This is a genomic window from Neisseria sp. P0009.S008 (genome assembly GCF_051958615.1).
GTDB classification, from domain to species: Bacteria; Pseudomonadota; Gammaproteobacteria; order Burkholderiales; family Neisseriaceae; genus Neisseria; species Neisseria subflava.
Map to the genome: position 1 here is coordinate 27,453 of NZ_JBQCVG010000007.1, position 21,927 is coordinate 49,379.

The window sequence follows — 21,927 nt, forward strand, 5'->3', positions numbered from 1 at the left end:
AAACATAAAAAAGGCCGTCTGAATTTCAGACGGCCTTTGATTTGGCTACGATTAGTCGGCAACTGCCATCAGGCTGGCATTACCACCGGCAGCGGTAGTATTGATACTGCAAGAGATTTCTTCAAATACTTGCAGGATGTCCAGACCTTGTTCGGAAGGCAGAATTCGGATAAGCGCACCGTCGTGGCCGGCCAACTCTTGTTTGCGCTCGCTGCTCAAAGGCTCGATGGCGGCAACATGGCTGATGCCTGCGTTTTCAGGTTTGCTGTTGACTTGCAACAAACCGTCCAAATCGGCTGAGTAGGAAGCCAGTGGGCTGTTTGGCTCAACAACGGTTTGAATGCCTGCGGCTGCCAGCTCGGTCAGGGCGGAGAAGGCTTGCAACAGAGTACCGCCGTGTACCCAAACACGTTTCGGAGAGCGCCAGCTCAATGAGTTGCGTTCGCCGGTCGGGCCGACCAATACGGTTTCGGCTTTGCGCAGAGTGCGAACTCGTGCGTGACCCAAAGCTGCGGCTGCAGTTTTCTTCTCTTCTGCATTAAACGGTAGTTTGTGAACCAGAGTTTCCAAACATTTGAGCGCGTCTTCGTCTGCTTGGCCGATACGGCTGAGGGTTGGCGCAATCCATTCAGGAGTGCGAACCAAGCGTTGCAGATAGAATGGACCGCCCGCTTTAGGACCGGTACCGGATAAGCCGTGACCGCCGAAAGGTTGTACGCCGACAACGGCACCGACGATGTTGCGGTTAACATAGATGTTGCCGGCTTCGATGCGGTCGCGGACGTGTTCGACAGTACCTTCGATACGGCTGTGTACACCGCTGGTCAAAGCATAGCCTTTGGCGTTGATTTGGTCGATGAGTTGATCCAATTCGCTGGCGCGGTAGCGGACAACGTGCAATACAGGACCGAACACTTCGCGTTGCAACTCGTTTAAGTTGTTCAATTCAAATAGGATTGGACGAACAAAAGTAGAGTTGTTGCTATCAACGTCGGCAGCAGTTTTGATTTCGTGGTAAGCCTTCGCTACGCCTTTCATTCGGTTGATGTGGGCCAACAGGTTTTGTTGGGCTTCAGCATCGATGACAGGGCCGATGTCTGTGGTCAGTTGGGTTGGTTTGCCGACAACCAATTCGTCCATTGCGCCTTTGATGATGTTGACCATTTTATCGGCAACATCTTCTTGAACACACAAGATACGTAGAGCGGAACAACGTTGGCCTGCGCTGTCGAAGGCAGAGTTCAATACGTCGAGGCAGACTTGTTCCGGCAGGGCGGTAGAGTCCACAATCATCGCGTTTTGACCACCGGTCTCGGCAATCAGGACAGGGTTGTCGTCGCGTTTGGACAGTGCTTTGTTAATCAGGCGTGCTACTTCGGTAGAACCGGTGAAGATCACGCCGCCGATGCGGGTATCGCCGGTCAGGGCAGAGCCGACATCGCCTGCGCCGAGTACGAGTTGCAGCGCAGAAGTTGGAATACCGGCTTGATGCATCAGGGAAACGGCGTAAGTAGCAATCAGGCTGGTTTGTTCGGCAGGTTTGGCAATAACGGTGTTACCGGCGGCCAATGCAGAAACCACTTCGCCGGTAAAGATGGCCAATGGGAAGTTCCATGGGCTGATGGCAACGATTGCGCCGACAGCTTTGGCATCTTTAGGCAGGGTGTTTTCAGCTTCGTTGGCATAGTAGCGGCAGAAGTCAACGGCTTCGCGTACTTCGGCAACGGCGTTGTTCAGGGTTTTACCGGCTTCACGGACGGCCAACATCATCAATGCAGGCGTGTGTTGTTCCAAGAGGTCGGCAAAACGGCGCAGGCAGTCGGCGCGTTCTGAAGCAGGTTTGGCGCTCCACTCAGGCAGGGCGGCAACGGCTGCACCAATAGCTTCTTGAGCCAATGCGGCATCGGCAAAGCTGACAGTACCGACAACATCGTTGTGGTCTGCAGGGTTGCGGACAGGTTGTGCTTCACCCACATTGCGCGCTTCGCCATTGACGATGGAAGCGGCGTGGAAGTCTTCGGAAGAAGCTTGGTTGAGTTTTTCTTGCAGGTTTTGCAATACGGTTTCGTTGCTGAAATCTACGCCTTGAGAGTTCAGACGGTCTTTGCCATACAAATTGCGCGGCAGAGGCAATGCCGGATGCAGGTGGATGCCTTGTTCGGCGATGGTGTCGAACGGGCTCTTAATCAGGCGGTCGATGCTGATGTTTTCGTCAACGATTTGGTTCACGAAAGAAGAGTTCGCACCGTTTTCCAACAGGCGGCGTACCAAGTAGGCAAGCAGGGTTTCGTGTGTGCCGACCGGGGCATACACGCGTACGCGGCGGCCTAAGTTTTGCGGGCCGACCACTTGGTCGTACAGGGTTTCGCCCATGCCGTGCAGACATTGGTGTTCAAAGTCTTTGCCTTTACCCATTTGGTAGATTGCGCCCAAAGTGTAGGCGTTGTGGGTGGCAAATTGTGGGAACACGGCATCTTGCGCATCCAAGAGTTTGCGTGCGCAGGCGAGGTAGGAGATATCTGTGTGGACTTTACGGGTGTAAGTCGGGTAGCCGTCCATGCCGTCTACTTGAGCCCATTTCACTTCGCTGTCCCAGTATGCGCCTTTAACCAAACGGATCATCAGTTTTTGGTTGTTGCGACGTGCCAGATCGATCAGGTAATCGATAACGAACGGGCAACGTTTTTGGTAGGCTTGAACAACGAAACCGATACCTTTGTAACCTGCCAAGTCAGGGTCGGAAACCAAAGCTTCCATCAAGTCCAAAGACAATTCGAGACGGTTGGCTTCTTCGGCGTCGATGTTGATACCGATATCGTATTTTTTACCCAAAAGGAACAATTCTTTCAGGCGTGGCAACAGTTCGCTCATAACGCGTTCGTGTTGGGCGCGTGAGTAGCGTGGGTGGATGGCGGAAAGTTTAACGGAGATACCGTTGCCTTCGTAAACGCCTTGGCCTGCGGCATCTTTGCCGATGGCGTGAATGGCTTGAACGTAGTCGTTGTAGTAGCGGTTGGCATCTTCTTCTGTGTATGCGGCTTCACCCAACATATCGAAAGAGAAGCGGTAACCCATTTTCTCGCGCTCTTTACCGTTTTGTAGCGCTTCTTCAATGGTTTGGCCGGTTACGAACTGTTTGCCCAACAGGCGCATTGCGTAGTTCACACCTTGACGGATCAGAGGAGCGCCACCTTTGCTGATCATGCGGCTCAGTACAGAACCCATGTTTTTTTCAGAAGTGTTGGTGGTCAGTTTACCGGTAATCAACAGACCCCATGCAGCCGCATTTACGAAGAGGGAAGGGCTGTTGTTCAAGTGGCTTTTCCAGTTGCCTTCGGAGATTTTGTCGGCAATCAGGCGGTCGCGGGTTGCATTGTCTGGAATACGCAGCAGGGCTTCGGCCAGACACATCAGTGCAACACCTTCTTCACTGGAGAGAGAGAATTCGTGCATCAAGGCATCTACTCCGCTTGCTTTTGTGCGGCTGGAGCGGACTTGAGTAACCAAACGACGGGCAAGCTCGGAGGCGGCATTGCGCTCTTCGTCGGTCATCTGTGCACGTTGCAACATATCCTGAACGGCCTCGATTTCATCGCGGCGGTAGGCATCAGTTACAGCTTGACGCAGAGGAGTTTGTGTTGGAAAAGCGAAGTTAAACATTATTTATGTTCTCCAAAGGTTTTTTTTCATGGTTTCAGACGGCCTGAATTAAGACTGCTAAAACAGGCATTCTGAAAGATAGTAATATCGTAATAAAATTATGATGCGGATACAAGATGCATCCGCATAAATTGCTGTTTTTTCTGATAAGGCTCAGATTATTTTGAAACAGTTTATTTCGTAAAGACGGCCTGCACCGAATCATGCAGGCCGTCTGAAAACGTTTTATTTAGAGGCGCGGTATTCTGCGTCTGCTTTTTCGAAACGTTCTTGCAATTCGCGTGAAGGTTTTTTGTCGATCAGGGAGACCAAAACAATCACGAGGGTACAAATGATGAAGCCGGGAACGATTTCATAAACGGTAGAGAAGCCTGTTTCTTGTGCGGCCAAAGCAGGTTTTTTAATCCACTCAGCCCAAACAACCACAGTCAGCGCACCAGCAATCATGCCGGAGAGTGCGCCGTAGGCAGTAATGCGTTTCCACAAAACAGACAGGATAACAACCGGACCAAATGCAGCACCAAAGCCGGCCCATGCGTAAGCTACCAAGCCCAATACTTTGCTTTCAGGGTCAGAAGCAATCAGGATGGAAATCACGGCGATAGCCAATACCATTACACGGCCAATCCATACCAATTCAGCTTGTTGGGCGTTTTTACGCAGGAAGCCTTTATAGAAGTCTTCGGTAATCGCGCTGGAGCAAACCAACAATTGGCAAGACAGGGTAGACATTACAGCAGCAAGAATCGCGCTCAAGATGATACCGGCAATCCAAGGGTTGAAAAGCAGGGTAGCCAAAGCGATGAAGATACGTTCGTGGTTGCCGTTCATTTCGTCAACGTGGGCAGGGTTGGCGCCGAAGTAAGCGATACCGAAGTAGCCGACAGCCACGGCACCGGCCATACACAGAATCATCCAAGTCATACCGATACGGCGTGCAGAAACCAGAGATTTAGCGCTTTCGGCAGCCATGAAACGAGCCAAAATGTGTGGTTGACCAAAATAGCCCAAGCCCCAAGCGGCGGTAGAGATAATGCCGATGAAAGTAGTACCGGCAAACAGACTGCCGTATTCTTTACCGGTAGAGGCGGCAACTTGTTGGATGGCAGCATTCATTTGATCTGCACCGCCCAAACCCAAGTACACCATGATAGGAGTCAGTACCAATGCAAAAATCATCAAAGAAGCTTGCAGGGTATCGGTCCAGCTTACTGCCAAGAAACCGCCCAAGAAAGTGTAGGCGATGGTTGCGCCGGCACCCAGCCACATGGCTTGAGTGTAAGATAGACCGTGGAACAGGCTTTGGAACAGGGTAGCACCGGCTACGATGCCTGAAGCACAGTAAATAGTGAAGAAGAACAAGATAATCAGTGCAGAAACCACTTTCATCAAGTGACCGCCGGCACCGAAGCGGTGGAAGAAGTAATCAGGAAGCGTCAGCGCGTTGTTGGCGTATTCGGTATGTACGCGCAGACGGCCTGCAACCAAAAGCCAGTTGAGGTATGCACCCACAATCAGACCAATGGCGATCCAAGCTTCATTCAAACCGCTCAGGTAAATGGCACCTGGCAAGCCCATCAAAAGCCAACCTGACATATCGGAAGCACCGGCAGACATCGCGGTCACGAACGGACCCAAGCTGCGGCCGCCGAGAATGTAGTCGTCGAAGTTGCGTGTTGAAAAATAGGCGGCGAGGCCAATCAGTAATACGGCGACCAAATAGATCGCGAAAGTGATATACATGGGATTCATGTACTTATTCCTCATCTAACTTATAAATACGGGTTTTGAAATTGCAAGCAATTCGTACCCAAACTTTTTTCTAATAAAAATACAGCTTAAAAATCCTGTTTTTCACGAGAGAGTCAGGATAAATTATTTTCAAATACAATAGGATATATAACCAATCCGCATTAAATTGTAAATAATTAAATTCAGAATACAGTAAATTTTTTGTTTTGCAAAGCACGGAACACGGGCTTTATGAAAAATCGTAGTGCTTTTGAGGGGAAGTCATTTGAAAACAAAAGATTGCAAAAATTATCTTAAATTGGAGAAAAGGAAAGACAATGAAACTATCTTTCCTATAAATGAAACGTTACGCAGAGAGAAAGCGTAATTATGCGACACGAAAAGGCGTTTTCAGACGGCCTGATAACGGCACTACCCCGTATTTCTGATGAATACGGGGTAGCGAGTCAGCTTGAACTAAATAGAAAAATCATCTTTTAACAAATGTTTATAAGCGAAGAGATAGAAAGCGGCAACAAAAGACGATCCGCCGAGGACATTGCCCAAGAAGACGGGAATCATATTGTAGAAAAATTGACCCCAGCTGACATTTGCGCCCGCCCAAATACCGGCCGGAATGATGAACATATTGGCAACAAAGTGTTGGAAGCCGATTAACACGAAGATCATGACCGGAAACCAAGTTGCCAAAATACGGCCTGAAGTATGGCGTGAGCCGAAATAGAACCAAATACCCATGCACACCATCCAGTTACATGCGACAGCGGAAACGAATGCACGGCCAAAGTCCATATTAACTTTGGCTTCGGCGATGGCAATGGTTTTCGCCGCAGCCGCCCCCTCTGCCAGGCCGACGTAGTGGCCGAGGAAATAGGCCATGGCAACGGCGCCTGCCAGATTGCCCAAGCTGACGATGAGCCAGTTGCGTACCAGTTTGTAGGTGCTGACGCGGCCGGTCAATCTGCCCAAAGCCATAATCATCATATTGCCTGTTGCCAGCTCGCCGCCGCCGATTAAGATACAAATCAGCGCAATCGGGAACACAGACGCGCCCAAAAGGGCGGCCAGGCCGTTCCATTCGGCAGGAATGCCGCTGATGACGCGCAGGCAGGCAAGATAGCCGAAGCCGACATAGCCGCCACCTAAAAAACTCAAAATCACCAACATTTTGATGCTGAACTCAGACTTGGCGCAGCTCTTGCCGATGGCTTCCTGCAAAATCTCGTGAGGGTACAAATCTCGTGTATCCATGAAGCTCCCTTAAATTGGAAATATCTTGTTTATCATGAGAATAATAAGTTTGCCTGAGAATGATGCCGGTAGGAAATAACGACTGGTTGTAAGAATAGAAGAGGGGGTTATATATTGAAGCGGTTAAGGCTGCGGCTGACTTTTTAAGAAAGATAAGTTGAGGTGTTGAGATATTGGTGTGTTAAAAACTTAAAAGGCCGTCTGAAAAAGTTGCTTTCAGACGGCCTAGGGATTTGCTTGGTGCGTTAGAACTACAAGCGCGTTACGCTTAAAACGCCTTTAATGTCGCCCAAGCTGGCTAATACGCGCGGCAGGTCGTTGACTTGGCGGACTTCAAGGGTAAAGCGCATACTGGCTTCCAAATCGCGCGATTGGGTTTGCACTGCGGTAACGTTGAGTTTATGACGCGCCAGTGCATCCGAAACGTCGCGAAGCAAACCGGAGCGGTCTTGGGCGCGGATTTCAACATCGACGGCAAACACTTGTCCTTCTTGCAAGGCTGCCCAGCTTGCATTCAATACTTTTTCAGGAGACTGTTCGGCAAGGTGGCGGAAAGAAGGGCAGGTGTTGCGGTGGACGGAAATACCGCGGTCGCGCGTAACGAAACCGATAATGTCGTCCGGAGGTGCCGGTTTGCAGCATTTGGCAAGCGTGGTCATCAAGCCGTCTTCGCCGTCAATCAAAATGCCGTTTTTGCCGCCTTTTTTGATTTTGGACTGCTTGACGATATTGGTTTCATCAATCGGCACAGGAGGCGGTTCATTCAGCGCGCCGCAGGCTTTGTGGATGGCGCGGTTGGAAACTTCGCCCTGACCGATGGCCGTATAGAGTTCGTCGGTTTTTTTGAAGCCGAGTTTTTCCGCCAATGCTTGCAGATTGGGTTTGGGGAAGATTTTTGACAACTGTTTGTCCAACTGGGCTCGGCCTTCTTCTCGCACGGTATCCGCATTTTGTTGGCGGATGTAGGCACGGATTTTGCTGATGGCGCGGTTGGATTTAACCCAGCCTTCGTAGAGCCAGTTGACGGAAGGGTTCCCCTCTTTGGCGGTAATGATTTCAACGCGTTGACCGTTTTCCAAAGGCGTGGACAGCGGCACGATTTGTCCCTCGACTTTTGCGCCGCGGCAACGGTCGCCTACACTGCTGTGCAAGGCATAGGCAAAGTCAATCGGGGTAGCGCCCGTAGGCAGGGAGAGGACTTTGCCGTGCGGAGTCAAAACGTAAATCGTGTCGTTGAACAGCTCGGTTTTAAAGGCGGCGGCAAGGTCTTCTTTGCCGCTTTCGGCCATGTTTTCGCGCCAGTCTAGGAGTTGGCGCAACCAAGCGATTTTTTGTTCGTAGGCAGAATCGCCACGGCCGCCTTCTTTATAACGCCAGTGGGCGGCAACACCGAATTCGTTAAATTGGTGCATATCGAAGGTGCGGATTTGGACTTCCACACCTTTGTCTTCCGGACCGACGATGACGGTGTGCAAACTTTTATAGCCGTTGCCTTTCGGGTTGGCGATATAGTCGTCGAACTCGCCCGGAATCGGCTGCCAGAGGCTGTGGACAATGCCCAACGTGGTGTAACACTCGGGAATGGTGTCCACCAAAATCCGTACGGCGCGGATGTCGAACAAGCCGTCGAAAGTGAGCTTTTTCTTCACCATTTTTTTGTAAATGGAGTAGATGTGCTTCGGTCTTCCGGCAACTTCAAAATGAATATTGTATTTTTTCAGTTCCGTACGCAGGATATTGAGGAAGTTTTCGATGTATTCGAGGCGCTCGGTGCGTTTTTCGTCCAAAAGCAGGGCGATTTCGCGGTATTTTTCCGGCTCTTGATGACGGAAGCCCAGATCTTCGAGCTGCCATTTGAGTTGCCACACGCCCAAGCGGTTGGCGAGCGGGGCAAAAATATCGAGGGTTTCTTTGGCAACCGCACGCTTTTCAGGATTGTCGGGAACATTGCTTAAGAATTGGAGGGTGCGCGTACGCATCGCCAGTTTGATCAGGACGACGCGGATGTCGGTAACCATCGCCAACAGCATTTTACGCATGGTTTCGGCCTGCTGGCCGCGTTCTTCCGGCGTGGCAAGGCTGTCCACGCGTGCGAATTGGGTTAGTTTCTGTACTTCGTCCACGCCTTTGACCAGTTCGCAAACGGTGCTGTTGCAGCGTTCGGTAACCAATTCGTGCCAAGTGGGAACGTATTTACCGATGTCGGACAAAATCGTAGCGGCCACGGCATCGGGCAAAAGGTCGAGTTCGCTGACGATTTGCATCGATCCGAGGAAATGTTCCATCAATGGCTCGCCGTAAGTCGTTAGTGCATCGGCGGGGTAATGTTCTTTAGCTAAGTCAAAGGCCGTCTGAATCAGGTTTTTATCGGAATCGGGCAGCGCGGCAACATAGCCGTCGAACCATGCGAGTAGGCCTTCCAGCGTTGCACTCGATGTTTGGGGCGTTTGGCGAATAGTGGTCATGGCGTGCGTTTTTTCTTTTTGATAAAAACGTTGCTATTGTAACAGTTTATTGCCGACTGCCCTAGATTTGTATACGAATGTGGCACTATGTTTCAGGACACCTTGTTTCAGACGGCTTTGGGTGTTATGGTTAACCGTTTTGAAATTTTAAGGAGTATTTCGATGAAACTGTATATTTACGACCATTGCCCGTTTTGCGTCCGTGCGCGGATGATTTACGGCTTGCGCGATGTGGCGGTGGAAGAGGTTGTTTTGGCAAACGATGACGAAGCTACGCCGATTGGTATGATTGGTTCAAAACAAGTGCCGATTCTGCAAAAAGAAGACGGTTCGTTTATGGGCGAGAGTTTGGATATTGTCCGTTACATCGATCAAGGCCGTCTGAAAGAAATGGTTCGTCCCGAGGTTCAGGCGTGGTTGGACAAAGTGGGCGAATACAATAACAAATTGGTACAGCCGCGCATGGTCAAAATCAGTCTGCCTGAATTTGAGACCGATGAAGCGAAAAAATACTTTATCGACAAAAAAGAGAGAAGTATCGGCAATTTCGAGACTAATCTGAACAAAACGGCGCAATATTTGGAGCGTCTGCATCAAGACTTGGCCGAACTGGAAGCGCTGGTGTGCGAAGGCGAGGGCTTGGGCGGTGAAATCAGTTTGGAAGATATCCTGACGTTCCCTATTTTGCGTAACCTGACCGTTGTGCGCGGCATTCAATGGCCGCAAAAATTGATGGATTATTTGTTGGCGATGAGTGAGCGTTCCGGCGTGGCTTTGTATTTTGACCGCGCGTTGTAATGAATGTTTGAAACATAAAAAAAGGCCGTCTGAACATCTTTCAGACGGCCTTTTATTTAATAAGCAATTGTATCGGCAACCTGTGACAAACCGTTTTCCAACGATTCGAGCATGGCAGTATAGCCGTCGCCTTGTTGCGGCGTGACGGCGTTAAACGGTTTGCTGCGTCCGTCCGGCCATTGTGCATAACCGCTGATGGTGGTCTGCCCCTGATAGCTGCCTTGGAAGGCTTCGATATAGATTTTCAGGGTTTGGCTGCTTTGGCTGCGTGAAGCAGGCACAAAGGTGCGATGTGGATTGAGGCGGTTGAGCTTGTTGCTGAGGTTTGCTGCCAACGCGCCATCGAGCGGTGCCGCCCAAAGGTGGTTTTTCGCCAGATTCACATGATAGGCATCGGTTTGGTAAACGAGGCCGCCGTTGGCAAGCGGTTCGGCAAGGTTGACTTTAACCGCAATTTCGCTGCCATGCGTAGCAGGTCGGATATACTGGCTGTCGGGCAGAACGAAATATTGTGTGCTTTGCGCAGTGCCACAGGCGGCAAGCGTCAGGGCGGCGGCAATCGGGAAGAGGCGCATTATCGGCTTCCTTTCGGTATAGGGTCTTTGCTGCTGCTGTTGAAAATCAGCGCGTTGGGTTTTTCTTTCAAAGTATTAATCACGGGTTGAACGTCTTTTAAGGTTTTGTCCAAACTTTGCAGCGTATTTTGTACGTCGCCGTAGATAGGCGATTGAGGTGATACGCCTTGCAGGGTTTGGCGCAATTCTTTTAGGGTTTGGTTCAGCTCGTTGGGGATGTTTTGCGTTTGCGGTTTGCCGACCAGTTTGTCAATGGAGCTTAGGGCGGCATTGGCAGATTTGAGGGTGGATTTGAGTTCGTCAAGCGAACCGTTCAAGCCGGCAACGGTTTTATCCAATGGCAGATTATTGAACTTGTCTAACAAATCAGCCACTTTTGCCTGCAAATCGTCCAAACCGCCGCCTTGGGTTGCGATAACGGTATCGCCTGCATAAACGGTATGCGGTCGCAGCTTAGGCGAGGCAGAAGGCTGATCGTTCAACTCAATCATTTTGCTGCCGGTCAGCAGGTTGTTGTTGGAGATGGTGGCGGTCAGGCCTTTGTTTAAGGCCGTCTGAAATTGTTGTTTCCAATGCTCTTTGCTTTGCTCGTCGGCATTGATTTCCAAACGGGAAGGCTCGATGCGGATGCGTACGGGAATCCAGCCGTTTTCAAACAAGTGCAGGCTGTCGTTGCGGTCGAAATAAGGGACATCGGAAACCACGCCGACATTCAGGCCTTTGTATTCGACAGGAGAACCGGCAGACAGGCCGCGGACGGATTGTTTGAAAAATGCGGTGTAGTACAGCGAGCGGTCGTCAGGCAGGTTGGCAACTTCGCTGCGGCTGTCGTAAAGCGTGAAGCTATCCTCGCTTTTAACGTTTTTGCTGTCGCTTGTTTTAGGCGAGTCAAAGGAAATCGCGCCGGACAGCAGGGCAGGCAGAGGGGCAGAATTGAGTTTGACACCGCTGCCTGTGGTTTCGATATTAATGCCGCTTTCCAGCCAGAAACGGCTGGCGGAATTAATCAGTTTGTCGTTGGGGCTTTGGATGAAGATGGTGTAATGCACGCTTTGGTCGGACGGGTCAAAATGCGCGCTTTCTATTTGGCCGACCATAAAGTTTTCATATAAAACCGGGCTGCTGACGTTGAGGATGCGGTCGTTTTTGCCAATCAAATTCAGGCGCAGGCCGCTTTGACCGATGGCGGCAATCGGCGGAATGTCTTGCACGACAAATACGTCTTTGGTTTCTTGGCTTTTGCCCGGTGTAAATGCGATATATGAGCCGGAAAGCAAGGTTCCCAAGCCGGTAACGCCGCTTTGGTCGATACGCGGTTTGACTACCCAAAATTGGGTATCGCTGCGGATAAGGTCTTTGGCATCCGCGCTGAGCTGCGCAGTGACTTCCACGCCTTTTTGGTCGTCGCGCAATTTGATGCGGGTAACGCGTCCGACATCGACGTTCAACACCTTAATAACGGTGTTGTTGACCTCGATGCCTTCGGCGCTGTCCATCAACAGCGTAACGACAGGGCCGCGGTTGCGGATATCTTTAACCAAAAGCCAGCCGCCGGCAATCAGCGCAATCAGCGGAATCAGCCACACTATAGACGTGAAGACATTGGTTTTCTTGACACGCGCCGGGGCGTGATAATTGGGTGAAGAATCGTGTTTTTTCATTGTGTTAAGGTCTGGTCAGAATCAAGGCCGTCTGAAAGCTGCTGTTGCTTGTCCCAAATCAGACGGGGATCGAAGTAATAGGCCGAAAGCATGGTCAAAATAACGACCAGGCAGAAGTAAATCGCCGCACCACCCGGCACGACGCGCGCCATATTGGTGTGAAACGAACTCATCAAAATAATAATCACAAAAATATCAATCATCGACCAGCGGCCGATGGATTCGGTAATCCGATACAAAACCGACATCTTGTCCGCGCTCATCACAGGTTTGAAGTATGCGGAATAAATCAAAACCGCCATTGCAATAATCTTCAAAACCGGCACCATAATACTGGCACTAAAGATAATCACGGCAATCAATCGGTCGCCGTCGTCCCACATATAAACAATGCCGTTAAAAATCGTGTTGATCTCCAAAGCCGTCGGATTGGACGAAATCATAATCGGCAGGATGTTGGCAGGGAAATACAGGATAAACGCCGCCATTAAAAATGCCAGCGAAATGCTCAGGCTTTTCGGGCGGCGGCGGTATAAGTCCGCACCGCATACGCCGCAAGGCTGCTCGTCTTTATTGCGGAAATACAGGCAACGGCTGCAACAGATTTTGTCTTCAGTGGCCGTCTGAACCGCATGGCCGCCGGTTAAACGGTGAATCTTATAATAAACCCAATGCTGCGGAATCGATACCGAAGTCCGAATCAGCATGACCGACAACGGAAACATCAGATAAAACGCCGAGCCGAATTCTACCGTAGCAACGGACGAGAGCTTGATATACGCCACCAGAGTGGAAATAAAAAACACATCCACCATAATCCAATGACGCAGCCGCACCAATACACGCGTTGCAAAGCGCAGCGCAGGGTAGGCCTTTTCGCGTATCAAAGCCGTATAAACATAAAGGCAGAGCAGTAAAAACAGTAAGGGCGCGCCGAAGGTGAGGATAAACATCACTTCTGCCAGAAAACCATAATCCAGCGAAATCAAAAGCCGCATCATTTGCGGCAACGACAAAATCGATGTCACGCCGAACAAATCGACGCGGATATACACCATATTGTACGCGAACGCCATCAGAATCAAGGTTGTCAGCGCATAGGCAATCGGCGCGATATACGGATTGTTTTCCACTTCCACGATTTCATGGTTGCACACCGGACAATGCGCTTCCTGCCCCTGACGCAGGCGCGGAATATCCATACGGCAGCCGCAATCCGGGCATTCCACCGTATGTGCAGGCAGCGTCGCATCAGGAAGATAAGACTTGTAGCGCCACCAGCGATGGTAGGCAGGAATCCGTTTCATGGTTCGGCAGGGGATAAAGAAGGTGCAAAGAGTGTCGCATTATAAAGGAAAACAGAAGGATAGCCCAAATTTAGGTTGATATTGGATTGAATAGCGGCTGTTTAATAAGGTTTGGGCCGTCTGAAAAGTTTGAAAAGACTTTGGAAGATTATTGCTATGGGCTGTTAAATTTTATTAATAGGTCTTAGTTTGGTTTATTGCCATTAGGATAAAAATAAGATATATTCTCAATATTTGAAAACACGATAATCCTTGTAGATTTGTGGAAGGTACACGGTCAACGAACCTGAAGCAGGCTAAAAATTATCTTCTTTGTTTTTAAAACGATTCTTTTCAAATTAGACGGTATTTTTAACCATAAAGGCCGTCTGAAACCATTTGTCCCTTATTCAAAGGAAATATCATGAGTGAGACCCAAGAGCTGACTTTTGCCAAACGCTTGAAAGAGCAAACCACGACAACGCACGACAGCGTTGATAACTTGGTTATGTCCGTTCAACCTTTTTCCAGCAAAGAAAACTACATCAAATTCTTGAAACTTCAATCTGTTTTCCACAAGGCTGTTGACCATATCTATAAAGATGCCGAATTGAACAAAGCCATTCCAGAGCTTGAATACATGGCGCGTTACGATGCCGTGACTCAAGACTTGAAAGACTTGGGTGAAGAGCCTTACCAATTTGACAAAGAATTGCCACACGAAACCGGCAATAAAGCCATCGGCTGGCTGTATTGCGCCGAAGGTTCTAATTTGGGCGCGGCATTCTTGTTCAAACACGCTCAAAAACTCGAATACACCGGCGAATTCGGCGCACGCCATCTGGCTCCGCATCCAAACGGCCGCGGCAAACACTGGCGCGCTTTTGTCGAGCATCTGAACGCTTTGAACTTGACTCCTGAAGCCGAGGCGGAAGCCATTCAAGGTGCGCGCGAAGCATTTGCTTTCTATAAAGTGATTTTGCGCGAAACCTTCGGTTTGCCGGAAGGTGCAGAAGCGCCTGAAGGTATGACACCGCACAGACTCTAAAAAATAATTAAATCAAACAGACAAGGTCTCGGCGTAGATGTTTGCAGGGGCCTTTAATTACACTACAAAGTTTTGTTTGAACGGGTTGCTGTCTTACACCTACTCAGATTTGATTTTCCTTTAAAAATTCCATTCACCACCTAATGACCATTGATGAATATTACGCATTGCATATGGTGCATTGCTACGGATGTGACTATAACTATAATTCAAAGTAGGGGTAATGCCTTTGTAAGATAATTTGTTGTGACTAAGGTTGATAGAGAGGGAGTGCTCCCGGTTGTGTTGCGGCTCCGTACCGAATGCCATAATGCCTTTATAGTGGCGGTTGGCAAATGAAGCGGTAAGTCTGCTGTTAAGCTCACCTAAAACCTGCCATTGCTGTATCCAACCTATATTGAAACCGTTGCGGTGGTAGGCCGCATTGTTGACGGCATTGTGTATGCTTTTGTTTTCAGGAACAAAGCGGTTGTATTGCCAACCACCGAACAGAGTCGTTCTGCCAAAACGGCGCGCCAGGGAGAGATAGGTACTGTCGTGCCAACCGTCGTTACGCAGCGCACGATCAGTTTCCCGATAGTTTTGGCGGTAGCGTTCCAACGAGTAATAAAGTTGTGTCGCGTTACTGAGATTGACCATATGCGAAAGCTGTACGCCAACCCCGTGTGCCAGCATATACGGCGCGGCGCGGCGTTTATTTTCTTTTTTGCTGTCAAACTCGCTGCTGCCTGCCAACTGTGCCTGATAAAACGGTAAAACGCTGACGGTTTGTTTGCCGTCCTTGCGTTGCCAGCCCAAATAAGCTCTGCCGAACGCATCGTCGTAAGCCGATTGGCGGTCGAAAAAATAGCTTGTGCCGCTGAGGTTGGCGCGGAATTTGATGGCGTGATGCCCATACAATGGGGTAAGTTTTTCGGTGTTCAATTCGTAATTCAAGCCGTTGGCACTGACAGGTAGGGTAACACTGCATGCGGTTTGCCCTCTTGTTTCGATGCAATAACGCGGAGCAGCGTTGTTGGCATTATCGTTATGCACAGGGCTGATTCCGCCAGACCATTTCCATTCGGTCTGCCGTTTAACGGCTTCTTGAAAACGTTTGACATTTTCCAAAACGGGGGCAGGTATATCGCGTTGCGCGGCATGACGAAAATGCATCGTTGCCTCACCCAAGCGATAGTCCTGAAACTCTGCTGCTGCCAAATCCAACAATATGCGGTCGTCTGAAACGTCAGATTCATAAAGGGTACGATAACGTTCGACCGCTTCGGAAGTCCGTCCTTTCAGTTTTGCCAGCAAAGCATCGGCACGTGCAATCAGTTTGGGATTGTGGTTGGGCTGCTGTTTGCGGTAAAGGGCAACAAGCGAGGAAACCAGGTCTGCGCTATTGCCGTTAAGTGCTTGAACCAGTGCGTCTTCAAGAATATGCGGGTTTGACGCTAAAAAATCATCGTTAATCAGAGTCGGTCTGCCTATATTCTCATTCTTTTCAGGCGACCTTTCTTCCTCAGATAAAATATCTAACCATTGTTTCTGTTGTACTTGTACAGCAGTATTCTGAGAAGAAATATTCTGCCGAACACCCTCTTCGGGAAATTCAGCAAAGACTGCTGACGGCAATAGGTAGCACAAAGAAGCTGAGACAATTTTTTGTTTTATTTTTAGCATTTAAAGTCATCCGAAATATATGTATATATTGCAGGGCAAACCGTTTCTAATAAGGGATTTGCTCTTATCATAAAACTGCCTGAGGCATCTCAGGTAATTTTATTTTTGCATAAAAAATACAGATTCGTATTTAGATTTATCATTATAACGGCAAATTTACGAAATATATATAACTTATTTATTTTTATAGGATTATAAATTACGTAAATATATTTAACAGAGAGAAGATAGCATAAAGATTCACCCTAACTACTGATAGAGAAAATATTGGTATTGCTAAAATAAAATATTTGTTACACAATATTTCATATTATTAGTAATACTTATCATTATTGTATTTGAGAAGCTTGTATTTAGAGAAATTGGTTATGAAAATTAATGTATTTATAGTACCCATTGCAACTACCTTTATTTTGACTGCATGTGCAGGTGGAGGTGCATCTGAACCCAAAGTTCCCGTTGCTATTCCGACAGCGCAACCTATCGCCAATGTTAAGCTGAGCGATGAAAGCAGTGCGATACAGACCATCAATACCCTTTCCGGAAAAGGTGGCAGCCTGCATGAAGCGGAGCTCGAAGTAAAAACATCATGGGGCAGCTATACCGATAAGCAATATGTCTATCAAACCCCTTCAGGCAACTATTACAACATCAGCTCATATTCCGACCCGATTGTCCCCTCTTACTCCAGCCCATCTTATGCCCTGCGTACACGCCACGAAGGTCAGCCTTTATCCGAAGGTGGAAAGCTGTTTGTTTGTTGCAGCAGTTCCGGACAGTTCACCTACGCGCCCGCAACCAAACATGATCACCTCAAATTCGGCGCATGGATAAGTTCAGACGGCACGGCAGACCTGTTCGTCGGCGGTAAACCTGTTGGCACGGCGAAACCGTCTTATTACACTCCGTCAGACAGTACTGTGGCAAAAGGCAAGACCACATACGAAGTTTGGGCAGTCCGCGTCCGCAACGGCAATATCGTTACCTCAACCTACGATCCGGGCAAATCCTCCGGGTCGTCTGAAAAAACCGCTCCCAAACTTTCACTGCTGACAGCCAATTTCAACACCAACAAACTCGGCGGCACGATTTTAGGTAATGCGGATTACGGTCCGGACGTCGTAATGAAAGATGTGGGCATTAACGGCGTTGATTTCTCAGGCACTGCCGAATCTGACGGTAAAAACGGCAAAGTCGAAGGAAAATTCTTCGGTCAGTTTAAAGGCGGCGATAAAACAGAAGTCAGCATAGGCGGCAAAGTTACCTTCGATGCTGACAAATCGTTAGATACTGTATTTGGCGGCGTAGAAAATTCATCAGACCGCAATACGACAGATACAAGCTTGACACCTGTCAGCCAGTAACTGCACATCAAGCATTCCAATAATAGATAATCAATATATATTAAGAGGCAAAAAATGTCCTTCCATTTTAAACCTGTACTGCTGGCAGCTATTGTCAGCCAAACTTTCCCTGCCTTAGCGGCCGATCCTATTCCTCAAGCTTATCAGGAGTTGAATGAAGTCAAAGTCATTGGCGGCCGCAAAGTACAAAAACTCGGTGAAGAGAAAATCCGCCGTCAGGCTTTGGATAAACAAATGGTCTCCGATGAAAGCGACTTGGTGCGTTACGATCCGGGCATCAGCGTCGTTGAAGGCGGGCGCTCAGGTTCTAACGGTTTTACCATACGCGGTGTCGATAAAGACCGCGTTGCCATCAACGTGGACGGACTGGCACAAGCAGAAAGCAGGTCGTCTGAAGCATTCCAAGAGTTGTTCGGCGCATACGGCAACTTCAATGCCAACCGCAACACTTCCGAACCCGAAAATTTCTCGGAAGTAACCCTCACCAAAGGTGCGGACTCGCTCAAATCCGGCAGCGGTGCATTGGGCGGTGCCGTCAACTATAAAACCAAATCCGCAAGCGACTATGTTTCCGAAGAAAAGCCCTACCATTTGGGCATTAAAGGCGGCTATATCGGACGCAACAGCCAGAAATTCAGCAGCATAACCGCCGCAGGAACTTGGCTGGGTCTGGATGCATTGATGGTTTATACCCGCCGTTTCGGTAAAGAAACCAAAAACAACAGCGACGCTGCCGATACCGTCATCACCGACAACAAACAAAGCTGGAACCCGAATGCCGGCAGCACCAACTACGGCAGCCGCGGCGTAGCCCGCAGCAAACCCGATCCACAAGATTGGGTAAACAAAAGCACCTTATTCAAACTGGGTTACAACTTCAACGATAAAAACCGTATCGGTTGGATTTACGAGGATTCACGCACCGACCGCACGACGACTGAATTATCCAATATGTGGGCGGCAAACTGGAAAGGTGAGGCTCTGGGCGATACCCGTTCCCGTCAAGATATTTCCTACCGCAAACGCATCGGTTTCGAATACAAAAACCAACTTGACCAAGGACCATGGGACAGCCTCAACCTGCGTTACGACCGTCAAACCATCGACATGAGTACCTGGACTTGGGACTTGCCGACCGATTACGCCCAAAACGGTATCAATAGCGACGTATATCATATGTTCCGCAACATCCGTCAAAAGACCGCACAATATAGTGTAGACACCGAAAAACAAATCGACTTCTCCAAATCGGTATGGGCTATGCAATACGGATTGGGCGGTTCTAAAAACGACAACGGTAATAGCGACCATAGCTATTGGGTACGCCTATACGACCCGAAATATCAAACGTCCAACAACCAAGAATTGACTATGCTGGTCGAAAGCTCCTCCAAAAACCGTTTTGCCTACTGGAACAACACCTTCCAATTCGGCGACAGCAGCCAATACCGCCTCAATGCCGGGCTTCGCTACGACAACAGCAGCAGCAAAGCCAAGGACAACCCCAACTATACCCCTGCCATCCGCGGTCAAATCCCCTATCTTGGCAGCGAGCGTAAACACAGCGGTTTCAGCTACGGCTTAGGATTAGACTGGAAATTTACTCCACATTTGAATCTTCTGGCGAAATACAGTACAGGCTTCCGCGCGCCGACTTCGGACGAAACCTGGCTATTGTTCCCGCATCCTGACTTCTACCTTAAAGCAAACCCTAACCTTAAGGCAGAAACCGCCAAAAACTTCGAGCTGGGACTTGCCGGCAGTGGCAAAGCCGGAAACTTTAAACTCTCCGGCTTCCAAACCCGCTACCGCAACTTTATCGAACTGACCTACATGGGCGTGTCCTCAGACAACCCCAACAGCCCTAATTATGCGCCGATTTCCGACGGTACCGCATTGGTCAGCTCACCCGTTTGGCAAAACCAAAACCGTTCCTCCGCATGGGTGAAAGGTTTGGAATTTAACGGCACATGGAACCTCGACAGCATCGGTTTGCCGCAAGGTACGCACGCAGGTGTCAATGTCAGCTACATCAAAGGCAAAGCCAAACAGACCAACGAACAGGAAACCCCGATTAACGCACTTTCGCCGTGGTCTGCCGTTTACAATCTGGGCTACGACGCTCCTTCCAAACGCTGGGGTATCAATGCGTACCTGACACACACTGCAGCTAAAAAACCGTCTGACACCGTTCACAGCAGTGATGATTTGAACAACCCATGGCCATTTGCCAAGCACAGCAAAGCCTATACGCTTTTCGACCTGACAGGCTACGTCAACTTGGGCAAATACTTCACCCTGCGCGCCGGTGCGTACAATATCGGCAACAAAAAATACTACACTTGGGAATCGCTGCGCAGCATCCGCGAATTCGGTACAGTCAACCGCGTTGACAACAAAACCCATGCCGGTATAGAACGCTTCACCTCTCCCGGCAGAAGCTACAACTTCACGCTTGAAGCCAAGTTCTAAGGTAATTAGAACAGAAAGGAAGGTTGGTACAGCTACAGCACCACCAACGGCGTTGACCGCGATGGCAAAGGTTTAGACCGCTACCGCGCCCCAGGTCGCAACTATGCCGTGTCTTTGGAATGGAAATTCTAAGCAGTTAACGGATAGCTAAAGGCCGTCTGAAAGTTTTGATGACTTTCAGACGGCCTTTTTTATTTAAAACGAAATCTTTAAACGGATAACAACGGCTGCTGCCGAACAATCGCGCGGATGATGGCGCGGTTGGGGTGCAGCACGGCTCTCAGCCTTTGCGATAGCGGATGCGGCAAGCCGAGTATTTCGGCTGCAATGGCGGCGGCGCAGATGGGGGCTGTCGCCAGTCCGCGCGTGCCGTGTGCCGTATTGATGTAGGCATTGGGCAGGTAAGGGCAGGGGATATTGTCGAGGCGGTAGTTTTTGTCTAATGCCAGCTTGGCGTAAGCGGACTGCATGGCGGCGATGTCGCCGAGTGCGCCGACAACGGGCAAGTGGTCGAGGCTGTCGCAACGTAGGGCAGCATGGCCTTGTGTGCTTTGAAGGCCGTCTGAAAACGAGTCTTGCTCAAACAGGGATTGTGCCAATGGCGGATTGAGTTGGTGCAGGGCAGCGCGGTTTTCGGTTTCTTCATGCGGATACCAAGTTTCATCGTTGCTGTTGAGGACAAATGTCGCGCCGTAGCAGTGGCAGCCTTGCCAGCTCGGGCTGATGTAGCTTTCGCCGGAAATGGCGCAACGCAGTTTTTGTGAAAACGGGCTGGCGGATACAACGCCGGTTTGTCCGCGGATTTGGCGGAAAGGCAGGGCGGAGACGTTGGTGTCGGCGGCAGTCGGGCTGTGCGCGCCCATACAGTAAACGATATGGCTGGCGTTGAAATGCGCGTCCAGCGTGTGTGCCGTCCATTGTGTGCCGTCATGTGATACTGCGGTCAGCGGCGAATGTTCGTGCAACTCAATCAGCGGATGATTCAATAAGGTATGTACAACGGCGGGCGGATTCAGCCATACGCCTTGCGGCCAGTAAAGGCCGTCTGAAAATACGTCTATGCCTGCGATGGACGCAGCCTCTTCGGCAGATACGCTGCGGTAGAGGTGTTTATGCTGGTGTTGCAAACCCAAGGCCTGATTGCGTTTGCGTTCACTGTCATCAAAATTCAAATGCAATACGCCGTCGCCGCCCCATACGTCGGAGTCGGGCAGCAAGTCTTCCAGCAATCGGCGCGTGTAGCCGTAGCCTGTCAGCAGCAACTCGGTTTGTTCGGTATCGTGTGGCGAGATTTTGGCGTAGAGCAAGCCTTGGCGGTTGCCGCTGCCTGCCTGCGCCGCTTTGCCTGCCTCCAAAACCGTAACGCGTACGCCATGCTCCGCCAGTTTGCGCGCAGTCGCTGCGCCGGCAATGCCTGCGCCGATAATCAGGATGTGTTCGGGCGCGGCTTGATGTTCGGGCCGTCTGAACCAAGGTTTTAGAGGAATAGGAGCGGATTGGGGTATGGCTTCGGTTTGCCATTCGATATGAGGGAAATGTTCGTGTAAGCGGTCGGCGCGGTGTGGCGGAACCAGCCAGAGATGCACATCAGACAATAGGTTTTCTAAAACATTGACGCTGTTGAACTGAAGGCATTTCATGGCTTGAGCGAGACGGTTGTTCAGACGGCCTTCAAGCTCGGAGGGATGATTTGACAGCGGAAAATCGGGAATACGGTTTTCAGGCAGGCAGACAATCAAATAAAGCGGTACGGTATGTTGTTCGATTGCGCGGCAAAGGGTAGCAAGGGAAGGCGTGGTGTTCCAAGCAAGGTAGGTCATGATGAAAGGCCGTCTGAAAAAAGAGGCTTTATTGTAACGCGGTTTGCGCGGATAGAATATCCGAACGGGTTTTGAGAGAATCGCATGATATTTTGATTTCCAATTGATTT

At 49.7% G+C, this 21,927-nt stretch carries 13 protein-coding genes; 4 read left to right on the forward strand and 9 right to left on the reverse strand.

The window, feature by feature from the left end:
* Positions 1-51: 51 nt before the first annotated feature.
* From putA to ACTHSQ_RS07075, 4 genes are all read right to left on the reverse strand, one after another.
* Complete coding sequence (gene putA / locus ACTHSQ_RS07060) at positions 52-3,660, reverse strand: bifunctional proline dehydrogenase/L-glutamate gamma-semialdehyde dehydrogenase PutA (protein WP_440371470.1); 3,609 nt, start codon at positions 3,658-3,660, stop codon at positions 52-54.
* A gap of 225 nt (positions 3,661-3,885) precedes the next feature.
* Positions 3,886-5,412 carry a sodium/proline symporter PutP gene (putP, locus tag ACTHSQ_RS07065; protein WP_440371471.1) on the reverse strand — a complete coding sequence of 509 codons (1,527 nt, stop codon included), beginning with the start codon at positions 5,410-5,412 and terminating at the stop codon, positions 3,886-3,888.
* A 456-nt stretch (positions 5,413-5,868) separates the two neighbouring features.
* Positions 5,869-6,663 carry a formate/nitrite transporter family protein gene (locus ACTHSQ_RS07070; RefSeq protein ID WP_049352763.1) on the reverse strand — a complete coding sequence of 265 codons (795 nt, stop codon included), beginning with the start codon at positions 6,661-6,663 and terminating at the stop codon, positions 5,869-5,871.
* A gap of 251 nt (positions 6,664-6,914) precedes the next feature.
* Positions 6,915-9,128, reverse strand: coding sequence for a RelA/SpoT family protein (locus ACTHSQ_RS07075; protein ID WP_440371472.1), 2,214 nt, complete (start codon positions 9,126-9,128; stop codon positions 6,915-6,917).
* An 87-nt stretch (positions 9,129-9,215) separates the two neighbouring features.
* Between ACTHSQ_RS07075 and ACTHSQ_RS07080 the strand changes: the two genes are divergently transcribed.
* On the forward strand, positions 9,216-9,926 hold the full coding sequence (locus tag ACTHSQ_RS07080; protein ID WP_440371473.1) for a GrxB family glutaredoxin: 711 nt from the start codon (positions 9,216-9,218) through the stop codon (positions 9,924-9,926).
* A gap of 56 nt (positions 9,927-9,982) precedes the next feature.
* Here the strand turns inward: ACTHSQ_RS07080 and ACTHSQ_RS07085 are convergent, their stop codons facing one another.
* From ACTHSQ_RS07085 to ACTHSQ_RS07095, 3 genes are read right to left on the reverse strand one after another with little or no spacing between them, the layout of a single operon-like run.
* Entirely contained in the window at positions 9,983-10,501 is a 519-nt protein-coding gene (locus tag ACTHSQ_RS07085) for a PqiC family protein (protein ID WP_049352757.1), read from the reverse strand.
* On the reverse strand, positions 10,501-12,162 hold the full coding sequence (gene pqiB, locus ACTHSQ_RS07090) for an intermembrane transport protein PqiB (protein WP_440371474.1): 1,662 nt from the start codon (positions 12,160-12,162) through the stop codon (positions 10,501-10,503). The genes ACTHSQ_RS07085 and pqiB overlap by 1 nt, the downstream gene beginning before the upstream one ends.
* On the reverse strand, positions 12,159-13,469 hold the full coding sequence (locus tag ACTHSQ_RS07095; protein WP_440371475.1) for a PqiA/YebS family transporter subunit: 1,311 nt from the start codon (positions 13,467-13,469) through the stop codon (positions 12,159-12,161). The genes pqiB and ACTHSQ_RS07095 overlap by 4 nt, the downstream gene beginning before the upstream one ends.
* Before the next feature lie 403 nt (positions 13,470-13,872).
* Here ACTHSQ_RS07095 and ACTHSQ_RS07100 point away from each other — a divergent pair, with 403 nt between their 5' ends.
* Positions 13,873-14,496, forward strand: coding sequence for a biliverdin-producing heme oxygenase (locus ACTHSQ_RS07100; RefSeq protein WP_003684843.1), 624 nt, complete (start codon positions 13,873-13,875; stop codon positions 14,494-14,496).
* A gap of 120 nt (positions 14,497-14,616) precedes the next feature.
* Here the strand turns inward: ACTHSQ_RS07100 and ACTHSQ_RS07105 are convergent, their stop codons facing one another.
* Positions 14,617-16,161, reverse strand: a complete 1,545-nt coding sequence (locus ACTHSQ_RS07105) for a surface lipoprotein assembly modifier (protein ID WP_003685257.1) — start codon at positions 16,159-16,161, stop codon at positions 14,617-14,619.
* 368 nt (positions 16,162-16,529) lie between these two features.
* On the opposite strand from ACTHSQ_RS07105, the gene ACTHSQ_RS07110 reads away from it, so the two are divergent.
* Entirely contained in the window at positions 16,530-17,525 is a 996-nt protein-coding gene (locus ACTHSQ_RS07110) for a Slam-dependent surface lipoprotein (RefSeq protein WP_137041075.1), read from the forward strand.
* A gap of 234 nt (positions 17,526-17,759) precedes the next feature.
* Entirely contained in the window at positions 17,760-19,997 is a 2,238-nt protein-coding gene (locus ACTHSQ_RS07115; protein ID WP_440371556.1) for a TonB-dependent hemoglobin/transferrin/lactoferrin family receptor, read from the forward strand.
* Positions 19,998-20,206: 209 nt separating this feature from the next.
* Here ACTHSQ_RS07115 and mnmC read toward each other — a convergent pair whose 3' ends face one another.
* Complete coding sequence (mnmC, locus tag ACTHSQ_RS07120; RefSeq protein ID WP_440371476.1) at positions 20,207-21,817, reverse strand: FAD-dependent 5-carboxymethylaminomethyl-2-thiouridine(34) oxidoreductase MnmC; 1,611 nt, start codon at positions 21,815-21,817, stop codon at positions 20,207-20,209.
* Between the last annotated feature and the right edge of the window lie 110 nt (positions 21,818-21,927).

Excerpts from the sequence above, each read along its gene's own strand:
- putA (WP_440371470.1), bottom strand. The coding sequence starts at position 3,660 with ATGTTTAACTTCGCTTTTCCAACACAAACTCCTCTGCGTCAAGCTGTA.
- putP (WP_440371471.1), bottom strand. The coding sequence starts at position 5,412 with ATGAATCCCATGTATATCACTTTCGCGATCTATTTGGTCGCCGTATTA.
- ACTHSQ_RS07070 (WP_049352763.1), bottom strand. The coding sequence starts at position 6,663 with ATGGATACACGAGATTTGTACCCTCACGAGATTTTGCAGGAAGCCATC.
- ACTHSQ_RS07075 (WP_440371472.1), bottom strand. The coding sequence starts at position 9,128 with ATGACCACTATTCGCCAAACGCCCCAAACATCGAGTGCAACGCTGGAA.
- ACTHSQ_RS07080 (WP_440371473.1), top strand. The coding sequence starts at position 9,216 with ATGTTTCAGGACACCTTGTTTCAGACGGCTTTGGGTGTTATGGTTAAC.
- ACTHSQ_RS07085 (WP_049352757.1), bottom strand. The coding sequence starts at position 10,501 with ATGCGCCTCTTCCCGATTGCCGCCGCCCTGACGCTTGCCGCCTGTGGC.
- pqiB (WP_440371474.1), bottom strand. The coding sequence starts at position 12,162 with ATGAAAAAACACGATTCTTCACCCAATTATCACGCCCCGGCGCGTGTC.
- ACTHSQ_RS07095 (WP_440371475.1), bottom strand. The coding sequence starts at position 13,469 with ATGAAACGGATTCCTGCCTACCATCGCTGGTGGCGCTACAAGTCTTAT.
- ACTHSQ_RS07100 (WP_003684843.1), top strand. The coding sequence starts at position 13,873 with ATGAGTGAGACCCAAGAGCTGACTTTTGCCAAACGCTTGAAAGAGCAA.
- ACTHSQ_RS07105 (WP_003685257.1), bottom strand. The coding sequence starts at position 16,161 with ATGCTAAAAATAAAACAAAAAATTGTCTCAGCTTCTTTGTGCTACCTA.
- ACTHSQ_RS07110 (WP_137041075.1), top strand. The coding sequence starts at position 16,530 with ATGAAAATTAATGTATTTATAGTACCCATTGCAACTACCTTTATTTTG.
- ACTHSQ_RS07115 (WP_440371556.1), top strand. The coding sequence starts at position 17,760 with ATGGTCTCCGATGAAAGCGACTTGGTGCGTTACGATCCGGGCATCAGC.
- mnmC (WP_440371476.1), bottom strand. The coding sequence starts at position 21,817 with ATGACCTACCTTGCTTGGAACACCACGCCTTCCCTTGCTACCCTTTGC.